We start from the raw sequence: 19,639 nt of genomic DNA, 5'->3' as shown, positions 1-19,639 counted from the left end.
AGATTAAGTCATTACTTATCTTCACATTTCTTTGCGCGTTCTCACTTGAAGACTGAGCATTTTTCAAACAATCTCAAAAATAGATGAAAGATTTAAAAATATCGTTGCAAGAGTTGAAAACGATCATTCTCACACGTGCAATGCTGAACCTGTCCGATCCTCAAGCGACAAAAAAAATGAATGAACTGTGACAAAAATTCTATGAGATCTCGGCACAGGCAGCGTTGTATAAATCTGGAGAACTATAACAATGCTATTTATATTTGCTGTACTACTGCTATTACTGAGTTTATGGGCGGTTTTCTATTTTCAGCTCTCGCGTAGTGCGGGTGCAATCGTGCTGATGGTCGTGTCAGTGGTCTGTGCCTTTCTTAGTCCGTGGTCACTGATTCTTGGTATCCCGCTCATCCTGATTAGCCTTGCGGTGATGATCGACCCTTTACGTATGTCGTTCATTTCTAAACCGGCCTATAAAGCACTGGCCAATGCCATGCCGAGTATCAGCCCGACAGAACGTGAAGCACTGGACTCCGGAACCAGCTGGTGGGAAAAAGAACTGTTTATGGGTGCACCGAACTGGGAAACCTTTAACAGTTATCCCTATCCCAAATTATCGCTAGAAGAACAAGCTTTTCTGGACAATGAGGTTGAGACCTTGTGCAGCATGCTGGATGAATGGGAAATCCATGAGCAGAAAGCGCTGCCTGATCATGTCTGGCAATATATTAAGGAACATGGTTTCTTAGGCCTGATTATTCCCAAAGAATACGGCGGTCGTGCCTTTAGCTCCTTTGCCCAAAGTCGGGTGATGAGCAAGATTGCTTCGCGTTCTCTGACCACAGCTGTGAGTTGTATGGTGCCGAATTCACTCGGACCGGGTGAGCTGTTGCTGCATTACGGTACCGAAGAACAGAAAAACCGTTATCTGCCGGGTCTGGCGCGTGGTGAAGAAATTCCCTGTTTCGGTTTGACCAGTCCAGAGGCCGGTTCGGATGCCGGTGCGATTCCTGATACGGGCGTGGTCTGCTATGGCCAGTTTGAAGGTCAGGAAGTCTTAGGCCTGAGAATGAATTTTTCCAAACGCTGGATTACGTTAGCTCCAATTGCGACAGTAGTAGGCCTGGCCTTTAAAATGTATGACCCCGATCATCTCTTGGGTGAACAGACTGAATACGGTATTACCTGTGCCCTGCTTCCTGCCAGTCATGAAGGCGTAATAGTGGGACCACGGCATAACCCGGGACCGCCATTTATGAATGGTACGGTTGAAGGTAAAGATGTGTTTATTCCTCTGGACTGGATTATAGGTGGCGTAAAAAATGCCGGTAAAGGATGGCGCATGCTGATGGAATGTTTGGCAGTCGGTCGTGGCATTTCCCTACCAGCGCTGTCTACTTCTACTTCAGAAATGACTTATTTAAATGTGGGTGCTTTCTCTCGTATTCGTCAGCAATTCAAGATTTCAGTTGGTAAGTTTGAGGGTGTTCAGGAAGCCAATAGTGAAATCGCCAGTGACACCTATATGCTGGAAGCCTTCCGTTATCTGGTCACCTGTGGTCTGAATCAGGGTGGCAAGCCTGCCGTAATGACGGCGATTGCCAAATACTATGCAACTGAAGGCATGCGTAAAGTGGTCAATCACGGCATGGATGTGGTCGGTGGTCGTGCCATTCAGATGGGGCCGCGTAACTTTCTGGCACCTTACTATCAGGCAATTCCAGTCTCCATTACCGTCGAAGGTGCCAATATTCTCAGTCGTTCCTTGATGATTTTTGGACAGGGTTCAATGCGCTGCCATCCTTATCTATATGAAGAATTACAGCTCTTACAGGCAGAAGACTCGGCAGCGGCTCTAAATCCTTTTGATAACTTGCTGTTTAAGCATTTGGGTTACACCTTTAACCGGACTGCTCGCTCCTTTGCCTATACCTTTACAGGTGGCTCAAGTGCTGCGCCGCAAAGTGCGGTTGATTTCACCCAGCCTTATTATAAGATCATTAATCGGCTGAGTGCCAACTTTGCTTTAACTGCGGATATGTGCCTAGGTTTACTCGCAGGGGATATCAAACGTAAGGAAATGCTTTCGGGTCGTCTGGCCGATATTCATGCACATCTGTTTATTGCTTCCTCAATTCTGAAATATTTTGAGCATAGCAAAAAGACTGAAGATGAGCGTTTACATGCACAGCTTGCGGTAGAAAAGTCTCTGTATACAGCGCAAGAAGCATTTTTTGACCTGTTTGCCAACTTTCCATCAGGTGCAGCAGCAGGCATGGTCAAACTGCTATGTTTCCCATTTGGCCGTCCGGTACAGAAACCATCAGACCAGCTGAAACAACAGGTAGCAAACAGCATGATGGAAAACAATGCTTTCCGGCAGTCACTCAAAAAACATGTCTACTATAATATTAATGAAAATGATGTCACTGGCCGTATGGAATCTACTTTCAATCTGCTACTCGAGATTGAAAAACTCTGGGATCGCTTTAAAAAAGCTGAAAATAAAGGACAATTTAAAGGACTCAGTTTTGCTGAGCATGTAGCCGATGCACAGCTACAAGGCTTTATTAATGATCAGGAAGCAGAAAAACTGCTGCACTATAATGCGCGCCGTTATGACAGCATGTTGACCGATGTATTCGATCTGCATTTGAATGAGGTATTAGAGCTTGAGAATCCGTATCTCATCAAGGAAGATGCTACAGGTACCGATACTTCAGTGCAAACTGATCCTTCACACTCAGTATCACCTTAAATCAAACTTTTGATCAAAGGTGTCATAAATTCCAGAGTGGAGCCATGTTTCAATACCTCACTTTGGAAGCTTCATAAGTGGCTTTTCAGCCACTTTTTTTTACGACTATTGCACGATAGTATTTTGGCTTAAAAGCGTTAAGCTAAAGCAATAATAAAATTGAGGATAAAGCATGTCACAACAAGATTATGAAAATGGCTTGAAAGTCCGTACTGAAGTAATGGGGGAAAGCTTTGTGCAGCGTGCTCAGGAAAATACCGTGCCTTTTACCCAGCCATTACAGGACTGGATTAATGAACATGCCTGGGGTTCGACCTGGCAACGTGAAGGTATTTTACCGCGTAAATATCGTTCTTTAATTACCATTGCATTTCTAACCGCGCAAAAAAGTCCCACTGAACTAAAAGGTCATGTGCGAGGTGCCCTAAATAACGGCGCAACGGTTGAGGAAATTCAGGAAGTGTTGTTGCATAGCCTGCCTTACTGCGGTGCACCGGCAACCCAGGAAGCGTTTCGTGCAGCGCTCGAAGTGATTCAGGAATATCAGGCAAATCAACAGAATTAAGATTTACTAAGGCTATTGAGCTGCCTAATGAATAAATAAAGCCGGGAATTAAAATTCCCGGCTTTTTAAATTTTAAACTGATATATCTATAGCTATAACTTCTTTAACACTGTCTTTAATATTGTTTGAAAAGATTATCTTCTTAATTCAATTTGAGTCCGCTGTTCCAGTCCTTGCACCGCAGCAGAGAAATCCAGCTGACTGGCCTGAGGTTTGGCAATCTGCTGAAACTGTTGTTGCACCAATGACATCACTGATAAATCCAGTTGCTGCTGTTGCACTAGTTCCAAAGCAATACCAATATCTTTCTGCAATAAATCCAGCGCAAAGGTTTTATGAAACTCACGGCTTAAAACCCGCTGTGCCATGATATTTTCTGACATGCTGCTTTTACCACTAGAATGATTAATACAGTTCAACGCACTGCTTAAATCAACTCCCTGCCCTTTCAGTACAGTCAAGCCTTCAGCCAATGCCCATAAGTGAGTCGCCATTAAGGTATTATTCACGGCTTTCACTGCAAAACCGGAACCACTTTCTCCCACATATTCAATCAAGCCAGCAAAAGCAGCAATGACCGGTTTGGCTTGCTCAAAAGCGGATACATTTCCTCCCACCATCACGGTCAAAGTGCCTTTTTCTGCCCCAACAGTCTGACCAGATACCGGAGCATCCAGATAATAACTTCCCTGTTGCTCCAGTAGGTTTGCCAGTTTTTGCGCCAATTCCGGCACACCGCTGGTACAGTCAATCCAGATTGCACCTTGCTTGGGTGGATGTGCCTCAATTAATGCTTCCACATCCTGACTGGTCGGCAAACAGGAAAAGATAAAATCTGCCTGAACCGCCTGTTCAATACCCACTGCCAGAGTCCTGAAAGATTGAGCATGATCTAGCGCTTTCTGTTCAGTCCGGTTCCAGACCCAAACCGGATGTCCGAGTTTTGGCAAATGGGAGGCCATATGCCAGCCCATTGCCCCAAGTCCTAAAAATGCAACTGTATGACTCAAAAAATACTCCTTATATTAAGCGACTGGCTTAACCTCAACTTCTGTTGCGGTCGATGCAGGTTCAGGCAATTCTTTATCTTCACCACGATTTAGGAACAGGTTCAACAAAATCGCAGCCAAAGTCGCAGTACCGATACCACCCAAATCGAAACCACCAATCTGCAAGCTATAATTACCTGTCCCCATAATCAGACACACCGCCCCAATAATCAGGGTACTGTTCTTGGTAAAATCAACATGGTTATCCACCCAGATTTTGGCACCCGCCACGGTAATCAACCCGAAGACCACAATCGATGCGCCACCCAATAAAGCTACTGGAATGGTACTGATCACCGCGCCAAATTTAGGTGAAAGGCCCAGCAAAATAGCGAAGATCCCGGCAAAGATAAACACGGTGGTTGCATACACTTTTGTGACTGCCATCACACCGATATTTTCAGCATAAGTCGTCATCCCGGTACCGCCGACAGAAGCGGATAATGAAGTACACACCCCATCAGCAAAGAAACCGCGTCCCATATACGGTGACAGGTTTTTACCGGTCATCGCAGAGACTGCCTTAAAGTGTCCCAGATTTTCCGCAACCAGAATAATGGCCACTGGTGCAATCATCAGCATCGCATTCATTTCAAAGACTGGACTCTGGAAATTTGGCAGACCAAACCATGCTGCTTCACTGACTTTGCTGAAATCAATCGCAGGTCCGAAGCCCATCACATTAGTGAAGAGGAAATAAATCAGGTAGGAAGACAGTAGGCCTAATAACAGCAGTAAACGGCGTACCATTCCTCGGGTAAACACAGCAATCACACTGATACAGATAATGGTGATTAATGCCATCCACGAATCAAACTGGTTCGCTGAAACACTCTTAATTGCGACTGGCGCCAGGTTCAAACCAATGATCATCACAATCACGCCTGTCACTACTGGCGGCATCAGTTTTTCAATCCAGTTGGTACCGGTTTTCATGACCAGCAAACCAATCAAGGCATAAACAATACCGCAGGCAATGGTACCGCCAAGCGCCAGTCCGATATTAGGATTCGCACCAACTCCGGAATAACCTGTAACTGCGACGACCGCACCAATAAAGGCAAAGCTGGATCCCAGATAACTAGGCAATCGACCGCCCGTGATCAGGAAAAATAAAATGGTCCCAATCCCGGTAATGAAAATCGTGAGATTGGGATCAAACCCCATTAATAAGGGTGCCAGCACGGTTGCGCCAAACATGGCAAACACATGCTGCAACCCGAGAATAATACTTTTTCCAGCAGGCAGATATTCATCTGTTTGCACGGGTGTGGTATCGAGATTGCCTTGGTAAGGCTTAAATTTTGGAAACCACGTTTCTTTTTCTTGCATCGGCTTCCCCTCCTTGATTAGGATTGAATTGAATTAGCACATTTTGTGTGGCTCACAGTAAGAACGGTTGAAGTACATCAGCGCATTGCCTTGACTCTGGCACATGGCTTTCACCTCACAGAACAGCACGTCATGACTGCCTACGGATAAACATTGGACCACCTCGCAGTCAAAACTGACTAAGGCATCTTCAAGTACAGGCGACTGGGTCACCAAAGTTTTCCAGTTCCCCTGACTGAAACGCTCTGCCATTGGTGTTTTTCCACCAAACAGATTGGAAAGATTTTGTTGATGTGATGCCAGGGTATTCACACATAACACCTGATTCTTTTTAAAGGTTTCATAGACTGACGCAGAACGGTTCAGGCACACCAGTAACGTTGGTGGTGTATCCGTCACGCTACATACGGCCGAAGCGGTAAATCCAGCCATTCCTGCATCGCCTTGCGTGGTAATGACATTCACTGCAGCACCTAGATTAGACATGCCCTGACGGAAAATCTGCTGATCGACCTGGGTAAAGATGTCACCCGATGCGTTAGTCGCCAAAACCTTATTTAATGCTTTATTTTCTGCAACTGTCTCTGTGATGATTTTAGATAGTTTGGCATTCATGCTGTTCTCCCGCCCCCAAGTCAATATTCAGTTTCAGACCTGGGGCATCTAGTAATGAGATTGAATCAGGTGGATCGGCTTATACATGGGCAATCGAAGCAATTTCGACCAGCGCATCAGGTTTGACCAAACCTGTCTGTACGCAATACCGTGCCGGTTTATCTCCCGGGAAATATTCTGCATAAACTGCATTAATCGCAGCATAATCTGCCCAGTCTTTGACAAAGACATGGTTAAAGGTCACGTCATCCATACTGCCGCCTGCTTCTTCAATCACACGCTTGATGGTTTCCAGAATATGACGGGTCTGTGCTGCGGCATCACCGACATGCACCACATTATTATTTTCATCAAAGGCCAATGTACCGGATACATACACAATATTGTCTGCCTTGGTTGCCGGTACATACGGTGCTAATGGTTTCGATGTTCCTGCTGGAATAATGATTTCTTTAGGCATACTATTTTTTCCTTAATTCTGTTCTTTAATTCTTTACGCGCTTACAGCCAATTCAGTTTCTTTTAGTGACTCACTTTCTTTTTGAAAGGTATCGACAAAATTTGCAGTATCTGACACCCAGCCAAAGAAGGTCTTGATGTTATACAGACTGGCTTCATGGGCTTCGACTGGACCTGCCTGATGACAGGCATCGGCAAGTGCTACACCGAAATACTCCAGAAAGAAGCCGTCACGTAGTGTCGACTCTACACAAACGTTGGTGGCAATCCCGACAAAGACCAGATTACGAATACCACGCACACGTAACATGCTGTCCAGCGCGGTATTAAAGAAACCGCTATAACGTGGCTTTTCGATCACCAGGTCTTGTGGCAGTGGCTTTAACTCATCAATCAGCTCAAAATCCCAACCGCCTTTTGCTAACAATTGACCCTGTAATTCAGGACGTTTACGCATGGTCTTTAAGGCATTGGATTTATGGAAATTCGGAGAATCCGTACCACCTGCTTCCTTATATTCTGCATCCCAGCCATTTTTAAAATAGATGACCTGAATACCGGCCGCATGCGCTCCATCGACTGCCTTTTTAATGTTCTCTACGACTGGTTTGGTCTTTGAGACATCAAACCCCGCCAGATCCAGATAGCCGCCCTGCGAGGTATAGGCATTCTGCATGTCAATCACAATCAGGGCAGTCTGTTCAGGTGCAAGGCAGATTGCTTCAGGCTCAGCTTTAAGCGATTTTCCGGTACCGAGTTTTTCAGTAAAACCGGCCCTTACCACTAATTCACTCATGCGCTTTTCTCCAGTACAGGTGCTTCACCCTCAATCACAATATGGTCACGGCATTTCATCAATGGCTGGATTTTCTGACCGAAATCTTCTACACCCTGAACGAAATCATCAAAGGTCAGCAACACACCTTCAGTGCCCTTGATCTCGCCAATTTCATCCAACATTCGTGCCACATTTTCATAAGAACCCACCAAGGTTCCCATATTGATATTCACTGGAGATACGCTAGACGCCATTTGACGGATATTGGTATCTGCACCGGAAGTCGTGTCTTTCCCGCCCTGATTCATCAACCAGTTAATCGCTTCCATATCTGCGCCATCGTTATAGTGTTGCCATTTCACTTGAGCTTCTTCATCAGTTTCTGCCGCAATCAGCATAAATAGGACATAAGTTTGTACTTCACGGCCGGTGACATCGGTTTTTTCCTTTAAGCGGTCATTAATTTCTGCATAAGCGGTCGGTGTATTCAGCCCTTTACCAAACACGAAGTTGTAGTCAGCATATTGCGCAGAAAATTCCAGACCGGCATCCGACTGACCAGCACAGATAATTTTCATATCTGCTTGTGGGCGTGGACTCACACGGCAGTCTTCCATCTGGAAATGCTCGCCTTTAAAGTCTGATTTGCCAGTCGCCCAAAGTTCACGCAGGATCCGTACATATTCAGACAGATAATCATAGCGTTTGCCAAAGTAGTCATTGCCAGGCCACATGCCCATCTGGGTGTATTCAGGTGGCTGCCAGCCGGTCACCACATTCAGACCGAAACGGCCATTAGAAATAGAATCAATGGTAGATGCCATACGTGCCACAATTGCCGGTGGCATGACCAAAGTGGCTGCCGTTGCATAAATTTGAATTTTGCTGCTCACCGCTGCGAGACCCGCCATCAGGGTAAAAGTTTCCAGGTTATGTTCCCAGAATTCGGTCTTGCCACCAAAGCCACGCAGCTTGATCATGGAAAGTGCGAAATCGAAACCATAGTGTTCAGCACGCTGCACGATTTGTTTGTTTAACTCGAAAGTCGGCATGTACTGTGGTGCATTTTCAGAGAGTAACCAGCCGTTATTTCCAATTGGACAGAAGACACCTATTTTCATTTTCACACCTCATTATTTTTAACCAATATTCAAAATCCTGTTGCCAATTCAGGTTTTTTATTTATGTTGAAAATATTGCAAACCGCATACCAATTATTTTTAGTTATTTATTTTCAAATACTTAATATTTATATTTTTGAATTTTTAGTAAAATAATGATTTCCACATATGAATCAATTTTGCTCATCGTGTTTCATTCAGGTGCATTAAGATTGATCATCATCGCGTTTAGGAAGAATCAGATTTTGAGTAAAAACCATAAAAATGATTCATTAGAAAAAATAAAAAGCCAGAAACAGGTTCTGGCTTGAGCAAACAAAGTGACATGTTGAAAATATCAGACCGATTTTACAAATTGCAGTATGCTTTGGTTGATCTGGGCGGTTTCAGTCACTGTAGAAGCATGCGCTCCTGTTGCAAACAGACTGAGCTGACTATACGGCAATAATTGCTGAAGTTGTTGCGAGCGTTGATAAGGCACCAGAAAATCATCCTGATTGGCAATCAGATGGATTGGAACATCTTTGAGTGCCTGTTGATGCTCTGTTTCCAGTTTAAAGGCCTGTACAGCTTGTAAGCGTGCCAGAACATTTTGGATCGGTGGAAAGACTAATAACTGCTTATTTTCTGCTTCTGTTAACGGGTCAAGATGTGTCGAGATCCAGTGTGGAGGATACAGAAATAAGGCTTGTGCCCGCACATAAGCCTCGGCTCCGCCATTCAACAATAATGATGTGCGTGCCTGAAAACATTTTTGGGTATGTGAATCCAGTTCTCCCCAGGCATTCAACATAGTCAGGCTGAATAACTTAAACGCTTTATCAACCTGATAGGTTGCGAGTTGCATGCCAATATGCCCACCCAACGCATGACCCATAAAATGAAACTCACGAATATTGTGGCTAATCAATAAATCCAGGATCTGCCGGGCCATATGATCTACGGAATAAGGCGTTGGCAACAGTTCAGAATCCGAATGACAACCTTCCTGATCATAGGCCACCACATGAAAATATTGCTGCAAAGCCTCAATTTGTGGATTCCAGAAACTGGCATGTCCGCCTAATCCGGAGGAAAGTACTACATAAGGCGCATCAACCCATGCTGCATGATGAATAAATAAAGACATAAATTTCTCATAGTTTAAATATGAGATGAACGCAGCAAAATATATGCCTAAACAGGACCTTTTTTGAACAACTGTTAAAATTACAGCCAGTAGACATTAAAGCTGTAATAAAATTCTTGTACTTCAAAACGTACGTTATAACCCAGATCTGTTAACTCGGCAGACAAGGCACGGATATCTTCCAAAGGCAGATGTTTGGGAAAAACTGTCAGTACCGCTGTATTGCCTTGCCGGGCATTATCTTCAATCAGTTGCGCCAGACGTGGCTTATACATTTCAATATTCAGGTTAGCAACATTAGATAAAATTTTGGCCTGATCTGCCGTCATAAAATTCATTTTTATTTTCTCTTTTAATGTTATTTCACTAAGCTAAATGATTTATAAAACGCTTAATATTTCACTTTTGTATCAGAACATGCTGAAAGAAAGTATAAAAAAAATCCCTCATCATGAGGGATTTTTTTTAATCAAACTTATTGGCCTGGCAGAGGAATATATTGTGAAGCACTGTCTTGTGCCTTACGTTCAGTCACCACAACCTCTAGGATCATGGTTTTTCCTGCCCGCTCAATTTCAATCTGAATGGTACTGTTTGGCTTTTGCAAGGCCACAAAATTAATCAGATGTGAGGCAGAACTAATCTCTTCCTCATTTACTTTCATAATCTTATCGCCACGCTGGATTCCAGCCTTGGCAGCAGGTCCATCCGGTAGCACTTCTGCGACCGTCACACCTTTTTCTTTGGGTTGCAGGACATCATCACGCTCTGCAGGTAATAAGCTGATCCCTAACCAGCCACGAACCACACGGCCATCTTTCAAAATGGCATTCATCACCTGCTGACAAATTTTGGCCGGAATGGCAAAACCAATCCCCAGCGAACCACCAGACTGCGAGAAAATTGCGGTATTGACGCCAATTAAATTACCAGCGACATCAATAAGTGCACCGCCCGAGTTACCCGGGTTAATTGCAGCATCGGTCTGTACAAAGTCTTCATAGGTATTGATACCCAAATCTGAACGGCCCGTTGCTGAGATAATCCCCTGCGTCACGGTTTGCCCAACACCAAAAGGATTACCAATGGCCAGAACCACATCACCGACTTCATTGCCACTGAGTTTAAATGGCAAAACTGGCAATTGCGTCAGTTCAATCTTGATCACAGCCAGATCGGTATCCGGATCAGTTCCGACCACCTTGGCTTCAGCACGACGACCATCCTGCAAAGCCACTACAATCTGATCGGCCTGTGCAATCACGTGGTTATTGGTCAGGATATAACCGTCTGGACGTACAATTACACCCGAACCTAAACTGTTTTCATTCGGGCTTTGTCCATACTGGTCAGGCAACTGATCGCCAAAGAATTCACGAAATACCGGATCGGTCAGTAAAGGATGCGCCTGTTGCTTGACTTTTTGGGTAGTAAAAATATTCACGACAGCGGGTGCTGCCACTTTTACAGCAGCACTATAGGAGACCACGCCTCCTGAGCGCGACGTATCAATCAACGGCTCTACTTTTTCAGCAGGCATTTTGACACCATCTGGCGCAACTGGTGCCTTTGGTTTTTGTAGTTGTTGCCACCCCAAAAAACCGATAATGACTAAAATCAGTAACACCCAGGGTAACCATGTAAAGGTGCGGCGCACGTTGCTATCCTCTAAAATATTTTAATTCGTTGATGACTAAGTAATTTGTGTCCTATTGTAATGCGAAATACATAACTAAACACAAAAAATTCCACAGAGATTTGTGCAGCTTTAGTTACAATTAGACCTATAGATAAATATGGGCAAGTTTTTAAACTTACAGGAATTTTATGGCGAATTTGAACGATATTATTCAATGGTGTGACCAAACTTTGGCAGCACGTGAATTTAAGGACTATGCACCGAATGGCTTGCAGATTGAAGGCAAATCCGAAGTGAATAAAATCCTCTGTGCCGTGACCGCCTCCCAGAGTGCAATTGAAGCTGCAATTGAGCAAGGCGCTGATCTATTGCTGGTTCATCATGGCTATTTCTGGAAAGGAGAAGCCTATCCGATTACGGGAATGCGTGGTAAACGCATTAAAACCCTGATTCAAAATGATATTTCACTGGTTGGCTATCACCTACCTTTAGACAGTCATCCAACTCTGGGAAATAATGCTGCCATTGCGGATTTATTAGAACTCGAAAATATCGAACAGCTGGATCCGAGTGAAAAACGTCCGATTGGCAATATTGGCTATTTAAAACAGCCAATGAGTCCGGAAGATTTTAAAAATTATGTTTCAGAAAAGCTGGGCTTTGATGCGATTCATCTGCCTGCAGACAAAACTCAAATCCATAAAGTCGGTTTCTGTACCGGCGGTGCGCAGGATTATATTCAAAAAGCGGCACTACAAGATTGTGATGCCTATATTTCAGGTGAAGTGAGCGAACGCACCTTTTATGAAGCTCAGGAACTGAATGTCCATTATTATGCCTGTGGCCATCATGCGACTGAAAAATACGGTGTGCAACGCTTGGCCAAGGCTATTTCAGAACAGTTTAATATTGAGTATGATTATTTCGAATTAAACAATCCGATTTAATTCGACTGACGGTTATGATCAGTGGCTTTATTCATATATTTTCAGGCTTTATTCTGTATTGTTATTTATACACGATGCCCATTTCTGCCCGATTATCTATTACAATAAAGCCACTTATTGTTAAAACCCAGCAAAATGCAAGGAATTGAAAACATGACAACCATTACTTTACCAGCATTACCTTACGGCTACGAAGATCTTGCTCCACACATCAGCAAGGAAACTTTAGAATACCATCACGACAAACACCACAATACGTATGTGGTTAACCTGAATAACCTGATCGCTGGTACTGAGCTTGAAGGCAAAACTCTAGAAGAAATTATTACAGCAACTGCTGGTGATGCTTCTAAAGCAGGTGTTTTCAATAACGCGGCTCAAGTTTGGAACCACACGTTCTACTGGAACTGTATGGCTAAAAACGGTGGCGGTAAAGCAACTGGTACTTTGGCTGCAAAAATTGACGAAGCTTTCGGTTCTTATGAAAAATTTGCTGAAGAATTTGCTGCTGCTGCAACTACTCAGTTTGGTTCAGGTTGGGCTTGGTTAGTGGCTGACGAAGTAAACGGTCAGCTTTCTATCATGAAAACTTCAAATGCTGATACGCCAATGGCGCACGGTAAAATTGCAGTGTTGACGATTGACGTTTGGGAACACGCTTACTACATCGATTTTCGTAATGCTCGTCCTAAGTACATCTCTACTTTCCTAGAAAGCCTAGTAAACTGGGATTATGCAAATGCGAAATATGCAGGTCAGCCTGCAGGTGTTGAGAAATAATTTTTTATTTCTTTGCTAAAAAAATCACCCATTTCGGGTGATTTTTTTATTTTTAGGCTCTAAATGAATATTTATGAAGCAAACAATTCATTTCTTTACATTAATTGATTGACGACCTGGTTATTCATCCCTAAAATGCCGATCAGATTCTCCAATAGCTCAGTCGGTAGAGCGACGGACTGTTAATCCGCAGGTCCCTGGTTCGAGCCCAGGTTGGAGAGCCATCTATTCTTCCATAGCTCAGTCGGTAGAGCGACGGACTGTTAATCCGCAGGTCCCTGGTTCGAGCCCAGGTGGAAGAGCCAAGATTCTAAAAAACCCACTCATTGCGAAGTGGGTTTTTTTATACTTGTGTTTTTAAAATTGAGATCATATTGATTTATATGCACGATCAACCGCTCATTTCTTATGATCCAGATCACTTATCAAAATTCAGGATGATCGCGATTTTGTTATTAGAACCGGTTTACATAAACATAACAGTTTGAACTACAAACCTTTTCGACTATTTTTAAAACACTTGATGTAATTTCTGCAGCTTTTTTCTAAAAGTGCCTTGACCCCTTTTCAAATCTCTCTATAATCGCTGTCAGATTCTCCAATAGCTCAGTCGGTAGAGCGACGGACTGTTAATCCGCAGGTCCCTGGTTCGAGCCCAGGTTGGAGAGCCAATCTATTCTCCCATAGCTCAGTCGGTAGAGCGACGGACTGTTAATCCGCAGGTCCCTGGTTCGAGCCCAGGTGGGAGAGCCAAGATTCTGAAGAAACCCACTCATTGCGAAGTGGGTTTTTTTTATTCTCCCCCTTTTGTGATCTGTGTTTAATTTGAGTCAGTTTATATTTTTTGTGATTGGCTGTCTGGCAAGTTTTACCTTAGTTTGCCTGCTCTTTCCGCATATCTTCACCCGTCAAAAGAAATTCTATCCCAAGCGCGTCATTACTGCTTTTGAAAGCAGGATGTTTACACGTCTGAAAGATGCCTTTCCTCATCATCACATTCTGGCACAAGTCGCGTTTAGCGCTTTGATCACGCACGATCAGATGAAAATGCGCAATCAGTTCAATCGTAAAGTCACAGACTTCGTAGTACTTGATCGTGAATATAATGTAGTGGCGATTGTCGAACTGGATGATCCCAGTCATATTGGCAAAGAACAGGAAGATGCTGAACGTGATGCCATGCTGATTGCAGCAGGCTATACCGTGATTCGATACACCCAGATTCCAACTATCAGACAACTGCAAAGGGATTTAAGATAAGTTAAGCTGCAATTGCGGTACTTTCCGGTGTAGCTTAAATTGGATTGATCAAAGCCTCCTGCTCCGCTTTTAATTTCTCGGCAGCTTTTAGTGCTTCAAAATTAGCCAATCCTCGTCCAATTTAGCGCCTCTTCTAAAGCATTCTCAGTTAAACCTGCCTTTCTGCAGGATTAGGGTGATAAAGTTTAAGTTATCGCTCTATAATCCTTTCGAAAACAAAATATAAGTCAGATGACCTGATCGGCCTGTTCCATTTCCGGCCATCATCACCTTGCTTATTTTTGGCGTTGTTTTTTATTCAGTGATCATTTATTTATGCAAAATTCTATTCGTATTGGTATCGCGGGTTACGGTAATCTTGGCCGCGGTGTTGAAACTGCCATCCAAAAAAATCCTGATATGCAGCTTGTCGGTATTTTTACTCGCCGCTCACCAAGCAGCGTCTCTCCTTGCTTTGCAGAAACTCAAGTGTATAGCATGGATGCACTATTAAATGAGTTTAGCGATAAAATTGATGTACTGATTCTTTGTGGCGGCTCTAAAGATGACTTGCCACAACAGGCGCCTATCTTTGCAAGTAAATTCAATACTGTAGATAGTTTTGATACGCATGCACGTATTCCGGAATACTATGCTGCAGTCGATGCACCCGCCCTTGCTAACAAAAAAACAGCCATGATTTCTATTGGCTGGGATCCTGGCATGTTCTCGATTAACCGTTTATTTGGTGAAGCGCTATTACCAGATGGCGAAACTTATACCTTTTGGGGTAAAGGCTTAAGTCAAGGCCATTCAGATGCGATCCGCCGTGTACCGGGTGTAAAAGCCGGTGTGCAATATACTATTCCATCCACTGATGCTATTGAACAAGTCCGCAGTGGCGCACGACCTGAGTTAAGCACCAAAGATAAACATCATCGTGACTGTTATGTGGTCTTGGAACAAGGAGCTGATGCAGCAACAGTTGAACAAACCATCGTCAGCATGCCTGATTATTTTGCAGATTATAATACGACTGTGAATTTTATCAGTGAGGAAACTTTACTGAAAGATCACCAAGATATGCCACATGGCGGTTTTGTCATTCGTAGTGGTAATACCAGTGATGCACAAAAACAGGTGATTGAGTTTTCTTTAAAGCTGAATAGCAATCCAGAGTTTACTGCAAGTGTTCTAGTGGCTTATGCCCGTGCCTGCTACCGTCTGAATCAAACTCAGCAATATGGTGCCAAAACAGCCCTAGATGTAGCACCTGCCCTACTTTCAATTAAATCTTCAGAACAATTGCGCAAAGAATTGCTTTAAGATGATTTAAATATAGCCACCGATCGGATGATGGGTGGCTATATTTTTCCATTCTAGAATACGGCTTGCCTAATTACTAAGTATCGAATATCTACAGTCAAATCATCGTTTGCAGAAACCCATGCAACTATCTACTACACAGACATTTGCAGTATTAGACAAGTGCAAAGGGATTCTAGATAGATTAAGGTGCTGTTGCACTACTTTTAGACACAGCTTGTGTTGAATTTGCCTTAGCATCCTGCTCTGCTTTGAGCTTTTCCGCAGCTTCTCGTGCTTCAATACGCGCAATCATATCTGCCTGCTGCTGCTTGTATTTTTCCTGATTTTTAGCATCACTATTCACTGCAAGAAATGCCATACTAATTAAAAATACCGGAATACAAAGTGCAAGCGTACCGAAGATCAATAGCTTTTTGACACTGCGGGGCTGTGACTGCTCGGACATAACAAACCTGCTTTAATTTCGTCATTTAATTACACTGCCCAATATAACAAAATAAAGTCATAGCTCAAGCCTTATAGATTAGGCAATAACAAAAGCATCCTTATAGGACGCTTTTTTCTCAGTCGATAGACAGTCACTACCTCAAAGCCAGTAGTATTCCTGCAAAAATAATCAGTCCAATCCAGCGGTTATGCCTAAACGCCCAGAAACACAGCTGTGGATCTTTATCCCGTGTTTTTATCCATTGGTAAATAAAATCAAGAGCAACAACAATTAATGCAGCCAGACCAAATGGAAGCAATAAATTTTCTAGCCACAATGCAGCACCTATCAATAAAATACTACTAGCCTGCAAAGCGCTAATGATCTGAATATCATATCGACCAAATAAGATCGCGGTTGATTTCACCCCAATCTTTAAATCGTATTCACGATCTGCAATTGCATATTGCGTATCATAGGCTACGGTCCAGGCCAGATTACCAAAATATAGAAGCCAGCAGGTTAAATCCGGCGTTTGTCCAACTGCGGTATAAGCCATCGGAATCGACCAGGAAAATGCTGCACCCAAAAAGACTTGAGGTAAATGGGTATAGCGCTTCATAAAAGGATAAATAAACGCTAAAAATAAAGCCCCAAATGACCAGTAAAAAGTTTCGATTGGCAGAAAAAATAGTAGGCAGGCACTGGCAGACACCAAAACCAGAAATACCATCACAGCTTCTTTGGCACTGATAATCCCAGTCGCTAGCGGACGGTTTTTAGTACGCTCCACATGTGCATCGACTTTACGGTCAGCAAAATCATTAATGGCACAGCCTGCCGCCCGCATAAAAATCACACCCAAAATCATGGGAATTAAAATTTCAATACGTGGCATGCCCTGAGCTGCAATCCACAGCGCCCACATGGTAGGCCAAAAAACCAGTTCAGTCCCAATCGGTTTATCAAAACGACAAAGATAATAATAGGCGCTAAGACGCTCACGCCAGGTGATTGCTTGTGCGGTTGCCATAAAAATCAAGCCCGTGAATTTTGTATAAAGTGTTCAAATGCCGGTAAAAATGTTTCTTGTACGATAAATTTACAGCCGTGCCAAGTATAGCAGCTCTGACGGGTCCAGCCCTCATCTAAAAGTACCACCCGGCGCTGGCACAGTGGATTAGTGCGCTGAAACAGAAACCAGCCAATCGGTTTGGCGCCAATATGCTGAAAAATTCGGGCTTTTTTTTGCAGGCTTAAAATCGGAAAGATGCTTTTGGCTTTCACCCAAGGAGACTGTTCCGAGCCGTAGAGATAACTTTCACGCACCCAGGAAGTATGCTGATGTGACATCTGCATCCATTTGGCATTGGCAAAGCTTAAACGCTGAAAATGCTCTTGAATTGGCTCGACATGGAATTGTCCTTGCGCCAAATCGGTCAGTTGTTGCGTGAGTGAACCCGATGCATACAGCCACGGTTTTAACTCAACAGGCAGAGTTGACAGCAACACACGCTGATTTTGATTTCTAGAACGACTATTCATTGTTAACAGTTATCTGTTTTTGCAATGATTTCATATTTACCTTGTGGGGTTTTAATTAAAATAAAACCTTCAGTACTCAAATAAAATGATTCTGGATAAGCATAATCCAGCGCCATTTCAGGATTTTTCAGCGCCACAAATTGAGCCTGCTTATAACCCTCGGGAGTCCGCCCCACTTCAAGATAAGTCACTTCAGAGAAGTTCAACTTAAAACCTTTGTCATGATCTTTTGGATCAATCCATGGATAAAAGCTGGTCTGCTTTTTACGTTGTGCCATTTAAGCCCATCAATCATTTAAAATTATAAATAGATGATACAAAAAAACCCGCGACATGCGCGGGTTTTCTTCGCTTTAATTCGTGATGAATTACAAGCTGTAGTACATATCAAATTCAACTGGGTGAGTAGTCGTGTTTAGACGACGAACTTCTTCAGTTTTAAGCTCGATATAAGCATCAAGCATTTCTTTCGTGAACACGCCACCTTTTAACAGGTAATCATGATCCGCTTGAAGTGCTTCAAGCGCCATATCCAGGCTATGCGCCACTGTAGGGATTTTCGCTTCTTCTTCAGGAGGAAGATCGTACAAGTTCTTGTCAGCAGCTTCACCCGGGTGGATCTTGTTTTGAATACCGTCAAGACCAGCCATCAACAATGCCGCGAAACCTAGGTACGGGTTCATCATTGGATCTGGGAAACGCGCTTCAATACGCTTGCCTTTCGGGCTAGACACGTAAGGAATACGGATAGATGCAGAACGGTTACGCGCTGAGTAAGCAAGCATAATCGGTGCTTCGAAATGTGGAACCAAACGCTTATACGAGTTTGTAGAAGGGTTGGTGATCGCATTCAAAGAACGAGCATGTTTAATTACACCACCGATGAAGTACAACGCCATTTCTGAAAGGCCTGCATATTCATCACCAGCAAACAGGTTTTTGCCGTCTTTAGAGATCGACATATGCACGTGCATACCAGAACCGTTATCACCCACCATTGGTTTAGGCATAAAGGTTGCTGTTTTTGCATATTGATGCGCAACGTTCCAAACCGCATATTTGAACTGTTGAACTTCGTCTGCTTTACGCACCATAGTGTTGAAGCTCACACCAATTTCTAACTGGCAAGAAGCAACTTCGTGGTGATGTACTTCTACACGACCTGGACCCATGATGTCTTCGATACGCGCACACATGTCTGCACGCATGTCATGTGAAGAATCTACAGGAGGAACTGGGAAGTAACCGCCTTTTACGCGTGGACGGTGACCAGAGTTACCGCCTTCGTAGTCTTTGTTAGTTGACCAAGCAGCTTCTTCAGCGATCAATGTATGGCGCGCGCCAGACATGTCGATTTCCCATTTTACTTCGTCAAATACGAAGAATTCTGGTTCTGGACCAAAGAATGCAGTGTCACCGATACCGGTAGATTTCAAATATTCTTCTGCACGGCGCGCAATCGAACGTGGGTCACGATCATAACCTTGACCAGTTGATGGCTCGATTACGTCACAAGTTACAACAACTGTTGGCTCTGCAAAGAACGGGTCGATAAAACCTGTTGCCGCATCCGGACGTAAAATCATGTCCGATGCTTCGATGCCTTTCCAACCTGCAATTGAAGAACCGTCAAACATTTTGCCGTCTTCAAATGTATCTTCATCAATACTGTCTGCTGGGTAAGTGACGTGTTGCTCTTTACCCTTGGTATCAGTAAAGCGAAAATCGACCCATTTTGCGCCACTTTCTTGTATGAGTTGAAGGACCTTGTTCGCCATGCTCATTTTGCTCCGATGTTTTTGTTGCACCCGTGAAGTGCGTGTTAGCAGTTGATAGTTATTAAGCAATTACCGTACCAACTTTTAAAAGTATAGATAAAATATTGAAATCTTTATAAGAAATCATGAAGTGACAAAAATACTTTGCGGCT

20 protein-coding genes and 4 tRNA genes are annotated in these 19,639 nt (G+C 43.5%); 10 read left to right on the top strand and 14 right to left on the bottom strand.

Annotated elements, in window-relative coordinates:
- Nucleotides 1–250 precede the first annotated feature (250 nt).
- Both MWG72_RS12000 and MWG72_RS11995 read left to right on the top strand, forming a co-directional pair.
- The gene (locus MWG72_RS12000; protein ID WP_247144129.1) at nt 251–2,755 is read left to right on the top strand and encodes an acyl-CoA dehydrogenase; all 2,505 of its coding nucleotides are present in this window, start codon (nt 251–253) and stop codon (nt 2,753–2,755) included.
- Between the two features lie 172 nt (nt 2,756–2,927).
- A complete protein-coding gene (locus MWG72_RS11995; RefSeq protein ID WP_005107404.1) occupies nt 2,928–3,320 on the top strand; it encodes a carboxymuconolactone decarboxylase family protein in 393 nt (130 codons plus the stop codon).
- 134 nt (nt 3,321–3,454) lie between these two features.
- On the opposite strand, the gene MWG72_RS11990 is transcribed toward MWG72_RS11995, so the two are convergent.
- From MWG72_RS11990 to MWG72_RS11950, 9 genes are all read right to left on the bottom strand, one after another.
- The gene (locus tag MWG72_RS11990; protein WP_247144143.1) at nt 3,455–4,294 is read right to left on the bottom strand and encodes an NAD(P)-dependent oxidoreductase; all 840 of its coding nucleotides are present in this window, start codon (nt 4,292–4,294) and stop codon (nt 3,455–3,457) included.
- A gap of 51 nt (nt 4,295–4,345) precedes the next feature.
- The gene (gene rutG / locus MWG72_RS11985) at nt 4,346–5,701 is read right to left on the bottom strand and encodes a pyrimidine utilization transport protein G (RefSeq protein WP_247144128.1); all 1,356 of its coding nucleotides are present in this window, start codon (nt 5,699–5,701) and stop codon (nt 4,346–4,348) included.
- A gap of 33 nt (nt 5,702–5,734) precedes the next feature.
- On the bottom strand, nt 5,735–6,250 hold the full coding sequence (rutF, locus tag MWG72_RS11980; RefSeq protein ID WP_406935373.1) for an NADH-dependent FMN reductase RutF: 516 nt from the start codon (nt 6,248–6,250) through the stop codon (nt 5,735–5,737).
- A gap of 145 nt (nt 6,251–6,395) precedes the next feature.
- Nucleotides 6,396–6,776 (bottom strand): pyrimidine utilization protein C, encoded by a 381-nt coding sequence (rutC, locus tag MWG72_RS11975; RefSeq protein ID WP_004646493.1) that lies wholly within the window; start codon nt 6,774–6,776, stop codon nt 6,396–6,398.
- A gap of 33 nt (nt 6,777–6,809) precedes the next feature.
- A complete protein-coding gene (gene rutB / locus MWG72_RS11970; RefSeq protein WP_247144127.1) occupies nt 6,810–7,571 on the bottom strand; it encodes a pyrimidine utilization protein B in 762 nt (253 codons plus the stop codon).
- Entirely contained in the window at nt 7,568–8,674 is a 1,107-nt protein-coding gene (gene rutA / locus MWG72_RS11965; RefSeq protein WP_247144126.1) for a pyrimidine utilization protein A, read from the bottom strand. Before rutA ends, rutB begins: the two co-directional genes overlap by 4 nt.
- A 337-nt stretch (nt 8,675–9,011) precedes the next feature.
- On the bottom strand, nt 9,012–9,803 hold the full coding sequence (gene rutD, locus MWG72_RS11960) for a pyrimidine utilization protein D (protein WP_247144125.1): 792 nt from the start codon (nt 9,801–9,803) through the stop codon (nt 9,012–9,014).
- Nucleotides 9,804–9,883: 80 nt separating this feature from the next.
- Nucleotides 9,884–10,141, bottom strand: coding sequence for a hypothetical protein (locus MWG72_RS11955; RefSeq protein WP_004730148.1), 258 nt, complete (start codon nt 10,139–10,141; stop codon nt 9,884–9,886).
- Nucleotides 10,142–10,278: 137 nt separating this feature from the next.
- Nucleotides 10,279–11,460, bottom strand: coding sequence for a S1C family serine protease (locus tag MWG72_RS11950; RefSeq protein ID WP_004646487.1), 1,182 nt, complete (start codon nt 11,458–11,460; stop codon nt 10,279–10,281).
- Between the two features lie 170 nt (nt 11,461–11,630).
- Between MWG72_RS11950 and MWG72_RS11945 the strand changes: the two genes are divergently transcribed.
- From MWG72_RS11945 to MWG72_RS11910, 8 genes are all read left to right on the top strand, one after another.
- Nucleotides 11,631–12,389 (top strand): Nif3-like dinuclear metal center hexameric protein, encoded by a 759-nt coding sequence (locus MWG72_RS11945; protein ID WP_168730735.1) that lies wholly within the window; start codon nt 11,631–11,633, stop codon nt 12,387–12,389.
- Between the two features lie 153 nt (nt 12,390–12,542).
- On the top strand, nt 12,543–13,169 hold the full coding sequence (locus MWG72_RS11940; RefSeq protein WP_004646486.1) for a superoxide dismutase: 627 nt from the start codon (nt 12,543–12,545) through the stop codon (nt 13,167–13,169).
- A gap of 148 nt (nt 13,170–13,317) precedes the next feature.
- Nucleotides 13,318–13,393: transfer RNA gene (locus MWG72_RS11935), tRNA-Asn, on the top strand.
- A 5-nt stretch (nt 13,394–13,398) separates the two neighbouring features.
- A tRNA-Asn gene (locus MWG72_RS11930) sits at nt 13,399–13,474 on the top strand.
- A 290-nt stretch (nt 13,475–13,764) separates the two neighbouring features.
- Nucleotides 13,765–13,840: transfer RNA gene (locus tag MWG72_RS11925), tRNA-Asn, on the top strand.
- A 6-nt stretch (nt 13,841–13,846) separates the two neighbouring features.
- Nucleotides 13,847–13,922, top strand: a tRNA-Asn gene (locus tag MWG72_RS11920).
- Nucleotides 13,923–13,985: 63 nt separating this feature from the next.
- Complete coding sequence (locus MWG72_RS11915; protein WP_114541942.1) at nt 13,986–14,429, top strand: DUF2726 domain-containing protein; 444 nt, start codon at nt 13,986–13,988, stop codon at nt 14,427–14,429.
- 315 nt (nt 14,430–14,744) lie between these two features.
- Entirely contained in the window at nt 14,745–15,734 is a 990-nt protein-coding gene (locus MWG72_RS11910; RefSeq protein WP_004279649.1) for a diaminopimelate dehydrogenase, read from the top strand.
- Nucleotides 15,735–15,918: 184 nt separating this feature from the next.
- Here MWG72_RS11910 and MWG72_RS11905 read toward each other — a convergent pair whose 3' ends face one another.
- The 5 genes from MWG72_RS11905 to glnA form a co-directional block, all read right to left on the bottom strand.
- Nucleotides 15,919–16,182, bottom strand: a complete 264-nt coding sequence (locus MWG72_RS11905) for a hypothetical protein (RefSeq protein WP_114541940.1) — start codon at nt 16,180–16,182, stop codon at nt 15,919–15,921.
- A gap of 136 nt (nt 16,183–16,318) precedes the next feature.
- Nucleotides 16,319–17,197: a 4-hydroxybenzoate octaprenyltransferase gene (gene ubiA, locus MWG72_RS11900; protein WP_247144124.1), complete on the bottom strand. Its 879-nt coding sequence runs from the start codon at nt 17,195–17,197 to the stop codon at nt 16,319–16,321.
- Nucleotides 17,198–17,202: 5 nt separating this feature from the next.
- Nucleotides 17,203–17,709 (bottom strand): chorismate--pyruvate lyase family protein, encoded by a 507-nt coding sequence (locus MWG72_RS11895; RefSeq protein WP_247144123.1) that lies wholly within the window; start codon nt 17,707–17,709, stop codon nt 17,203–17,205.
- A 2-nt stretch (nt 17,710–17,711) separates the two neighbouring features.
- Nucleotides 17,712–17,987 carry a hypothetical protein gene (locus tag MWG72_RS11890; RefSeq protein WP_213687059.1) on the bottom strand — a complete coding sequence of 92 codons (276 nt, stop codon included), beginning with the start codon at nt 17,985–17,987 and terminating at the stop codon, nt 17,712–17,714.
- Between the two features lie 90 nt (nt 17,988–18,077).
- Nucleotides 18,078–19,493: a type I glutamate--ammonia ligase gene (gene glnA / locus MWG72_RS11885; RefSeq protein WP_004279641.1), complete on the bottom strand. Its 1,416-nt coding sequence runs from the start codon at nt 19,491–19,493 to the stop codon at nt 18,078–18,080.
- Nucleotides 19,494–19,639: the final 146 nt, after the last annotated feature.

The organism is Acinetobacter lwoffii, assembly GCF_022967985.1.
Lineage (GTDB): Bacteria > Pseudomonadota > Gammaproteobacteria > Pseudomonadales > Moraxellaceae > Acinetobacter.
This window is presented reverse-complemented; position numbering and strand designations above follow the sequence as displayed.

Excerpts from the sequence above, each read along its gene's own strand:
- MWG72_RS12000 (WP_247144129.1), top strand. The coding sequence starts at position 251 with ATGCTATTTATATTTGCTGTACTACTGCTATTACTGAGTTTATGGGCG.
- MWG72_RS11995 (WP_005107404.1), top strand. The coding sequence starts at position 2,928 with ATGTCACAACAAGATTATGAAAATGGCTTGAAAGTCCGTACTGAAGTA.
- MWG72_RS11990 (WP_247144143.1), bottom strand. The coding sequence starts at position 4,294 with ATGGGCTGGCATATGGCCTCCCATTTGCCAAAACTCGGACATCCGGTT.
- rutG (WP_247144128.1), bottom strand. The coding sequence starts at position 5,701 with ATGCAAGAAAAAGAAACGTGGTTTCCAAAATTTAAGCCTTACCAAGGC.
- rutC (WP_004646493.1), bottom strand. The coding sequence starts at position 6,776 with ATGCCTAAAGAAATCATTATTCCAGCAGGAACATCGAAACCATTAGCA.
- rutB (WP_247144127.1), bottom strand. The coding sequence starts at position 7,571 with ATGAGTGAATTAGTGGTAAGGGCCGGTTTTACTGAAAAACTCGGTACC.
- rutA (WP_247144126.1), bottom strand. The coding sequence starts at position 8,674 with ATGAAAATAGGTGTCTTCTGTCCAATTGGAAATAACGGCTGGTTACTC.
- rutD (WP_247144125.1), bottom strand. The coding sequence starts at position 9,803 with ATGTCTTTATTTATTCATCATGCAGCATGGGTTGATGCGCCTTATGTA.
- MWG72_RS11955 (WP_004730148.1), bottom strand. The coding sequence starts at position 10,141 with ATGAATTTTATGACGGCAGATCAGGCCAAAATTTTATCTAATGTTGCT.
- MWG72_RS11945 (WP_168730735.1), top strand. The coding sequence starts at position 11,631 with ATGGCGAATTTGAACGATATTATTCAATGGTGTGACCAAACTTTGGCA.
- MWG72_RS11940 (WP_004646486.1), top strand. The coding sequence starts at position 12,543 with ATGACAACCATTACTTTACCAGCATTACCTTACGGCTACGAAGATCTT.
- MWG72_RS11910 (WP_004279649.1), top strand. The coding sequence starts at position 14,745 with ATGCAAAATTCTATTCGTATTGGTATCGCGGGTTACGGTAATCTTGGC.
- MWG72_RS11905 (WP_114541940.1), bottom strand. The coding sequence starts at position 16,182 with ATGTCCGAGCAGTCACAGCCCCGCAGTGTCAAAAAGCTATTGATCTTC.
- ubiA (WP_247144124.1), bottom strand. The coding sequence starts at position 17,197 with ATGGCAACCGCACAAGCAATCACCTGGCGTGAGCGTCTTAGCGCCTAT.
- MWG72_RS11895 (WP_247144123.1), bottom strand. The coding sequence starts at position 17,709 with ATGAATAGTCGTTCTAGAAATCAAAATCAGCGTGTGTTGCTGTCAACT.
- MWG72_RS11890 (WP_213687059.1), bottom strand. The coding sequence starts at position 17,987 with ATGGCACAACGTAAAAAGCAGACCAGCTTTTATCCATGGATTGATCCA.
- glnA (WP_004279641.1), bottom strand. The coding sequence starts at position 19,493 with ATGAGCATGGCGAACAAGGTCCTTCAACTCATACAAGAAAGTGGCGCA.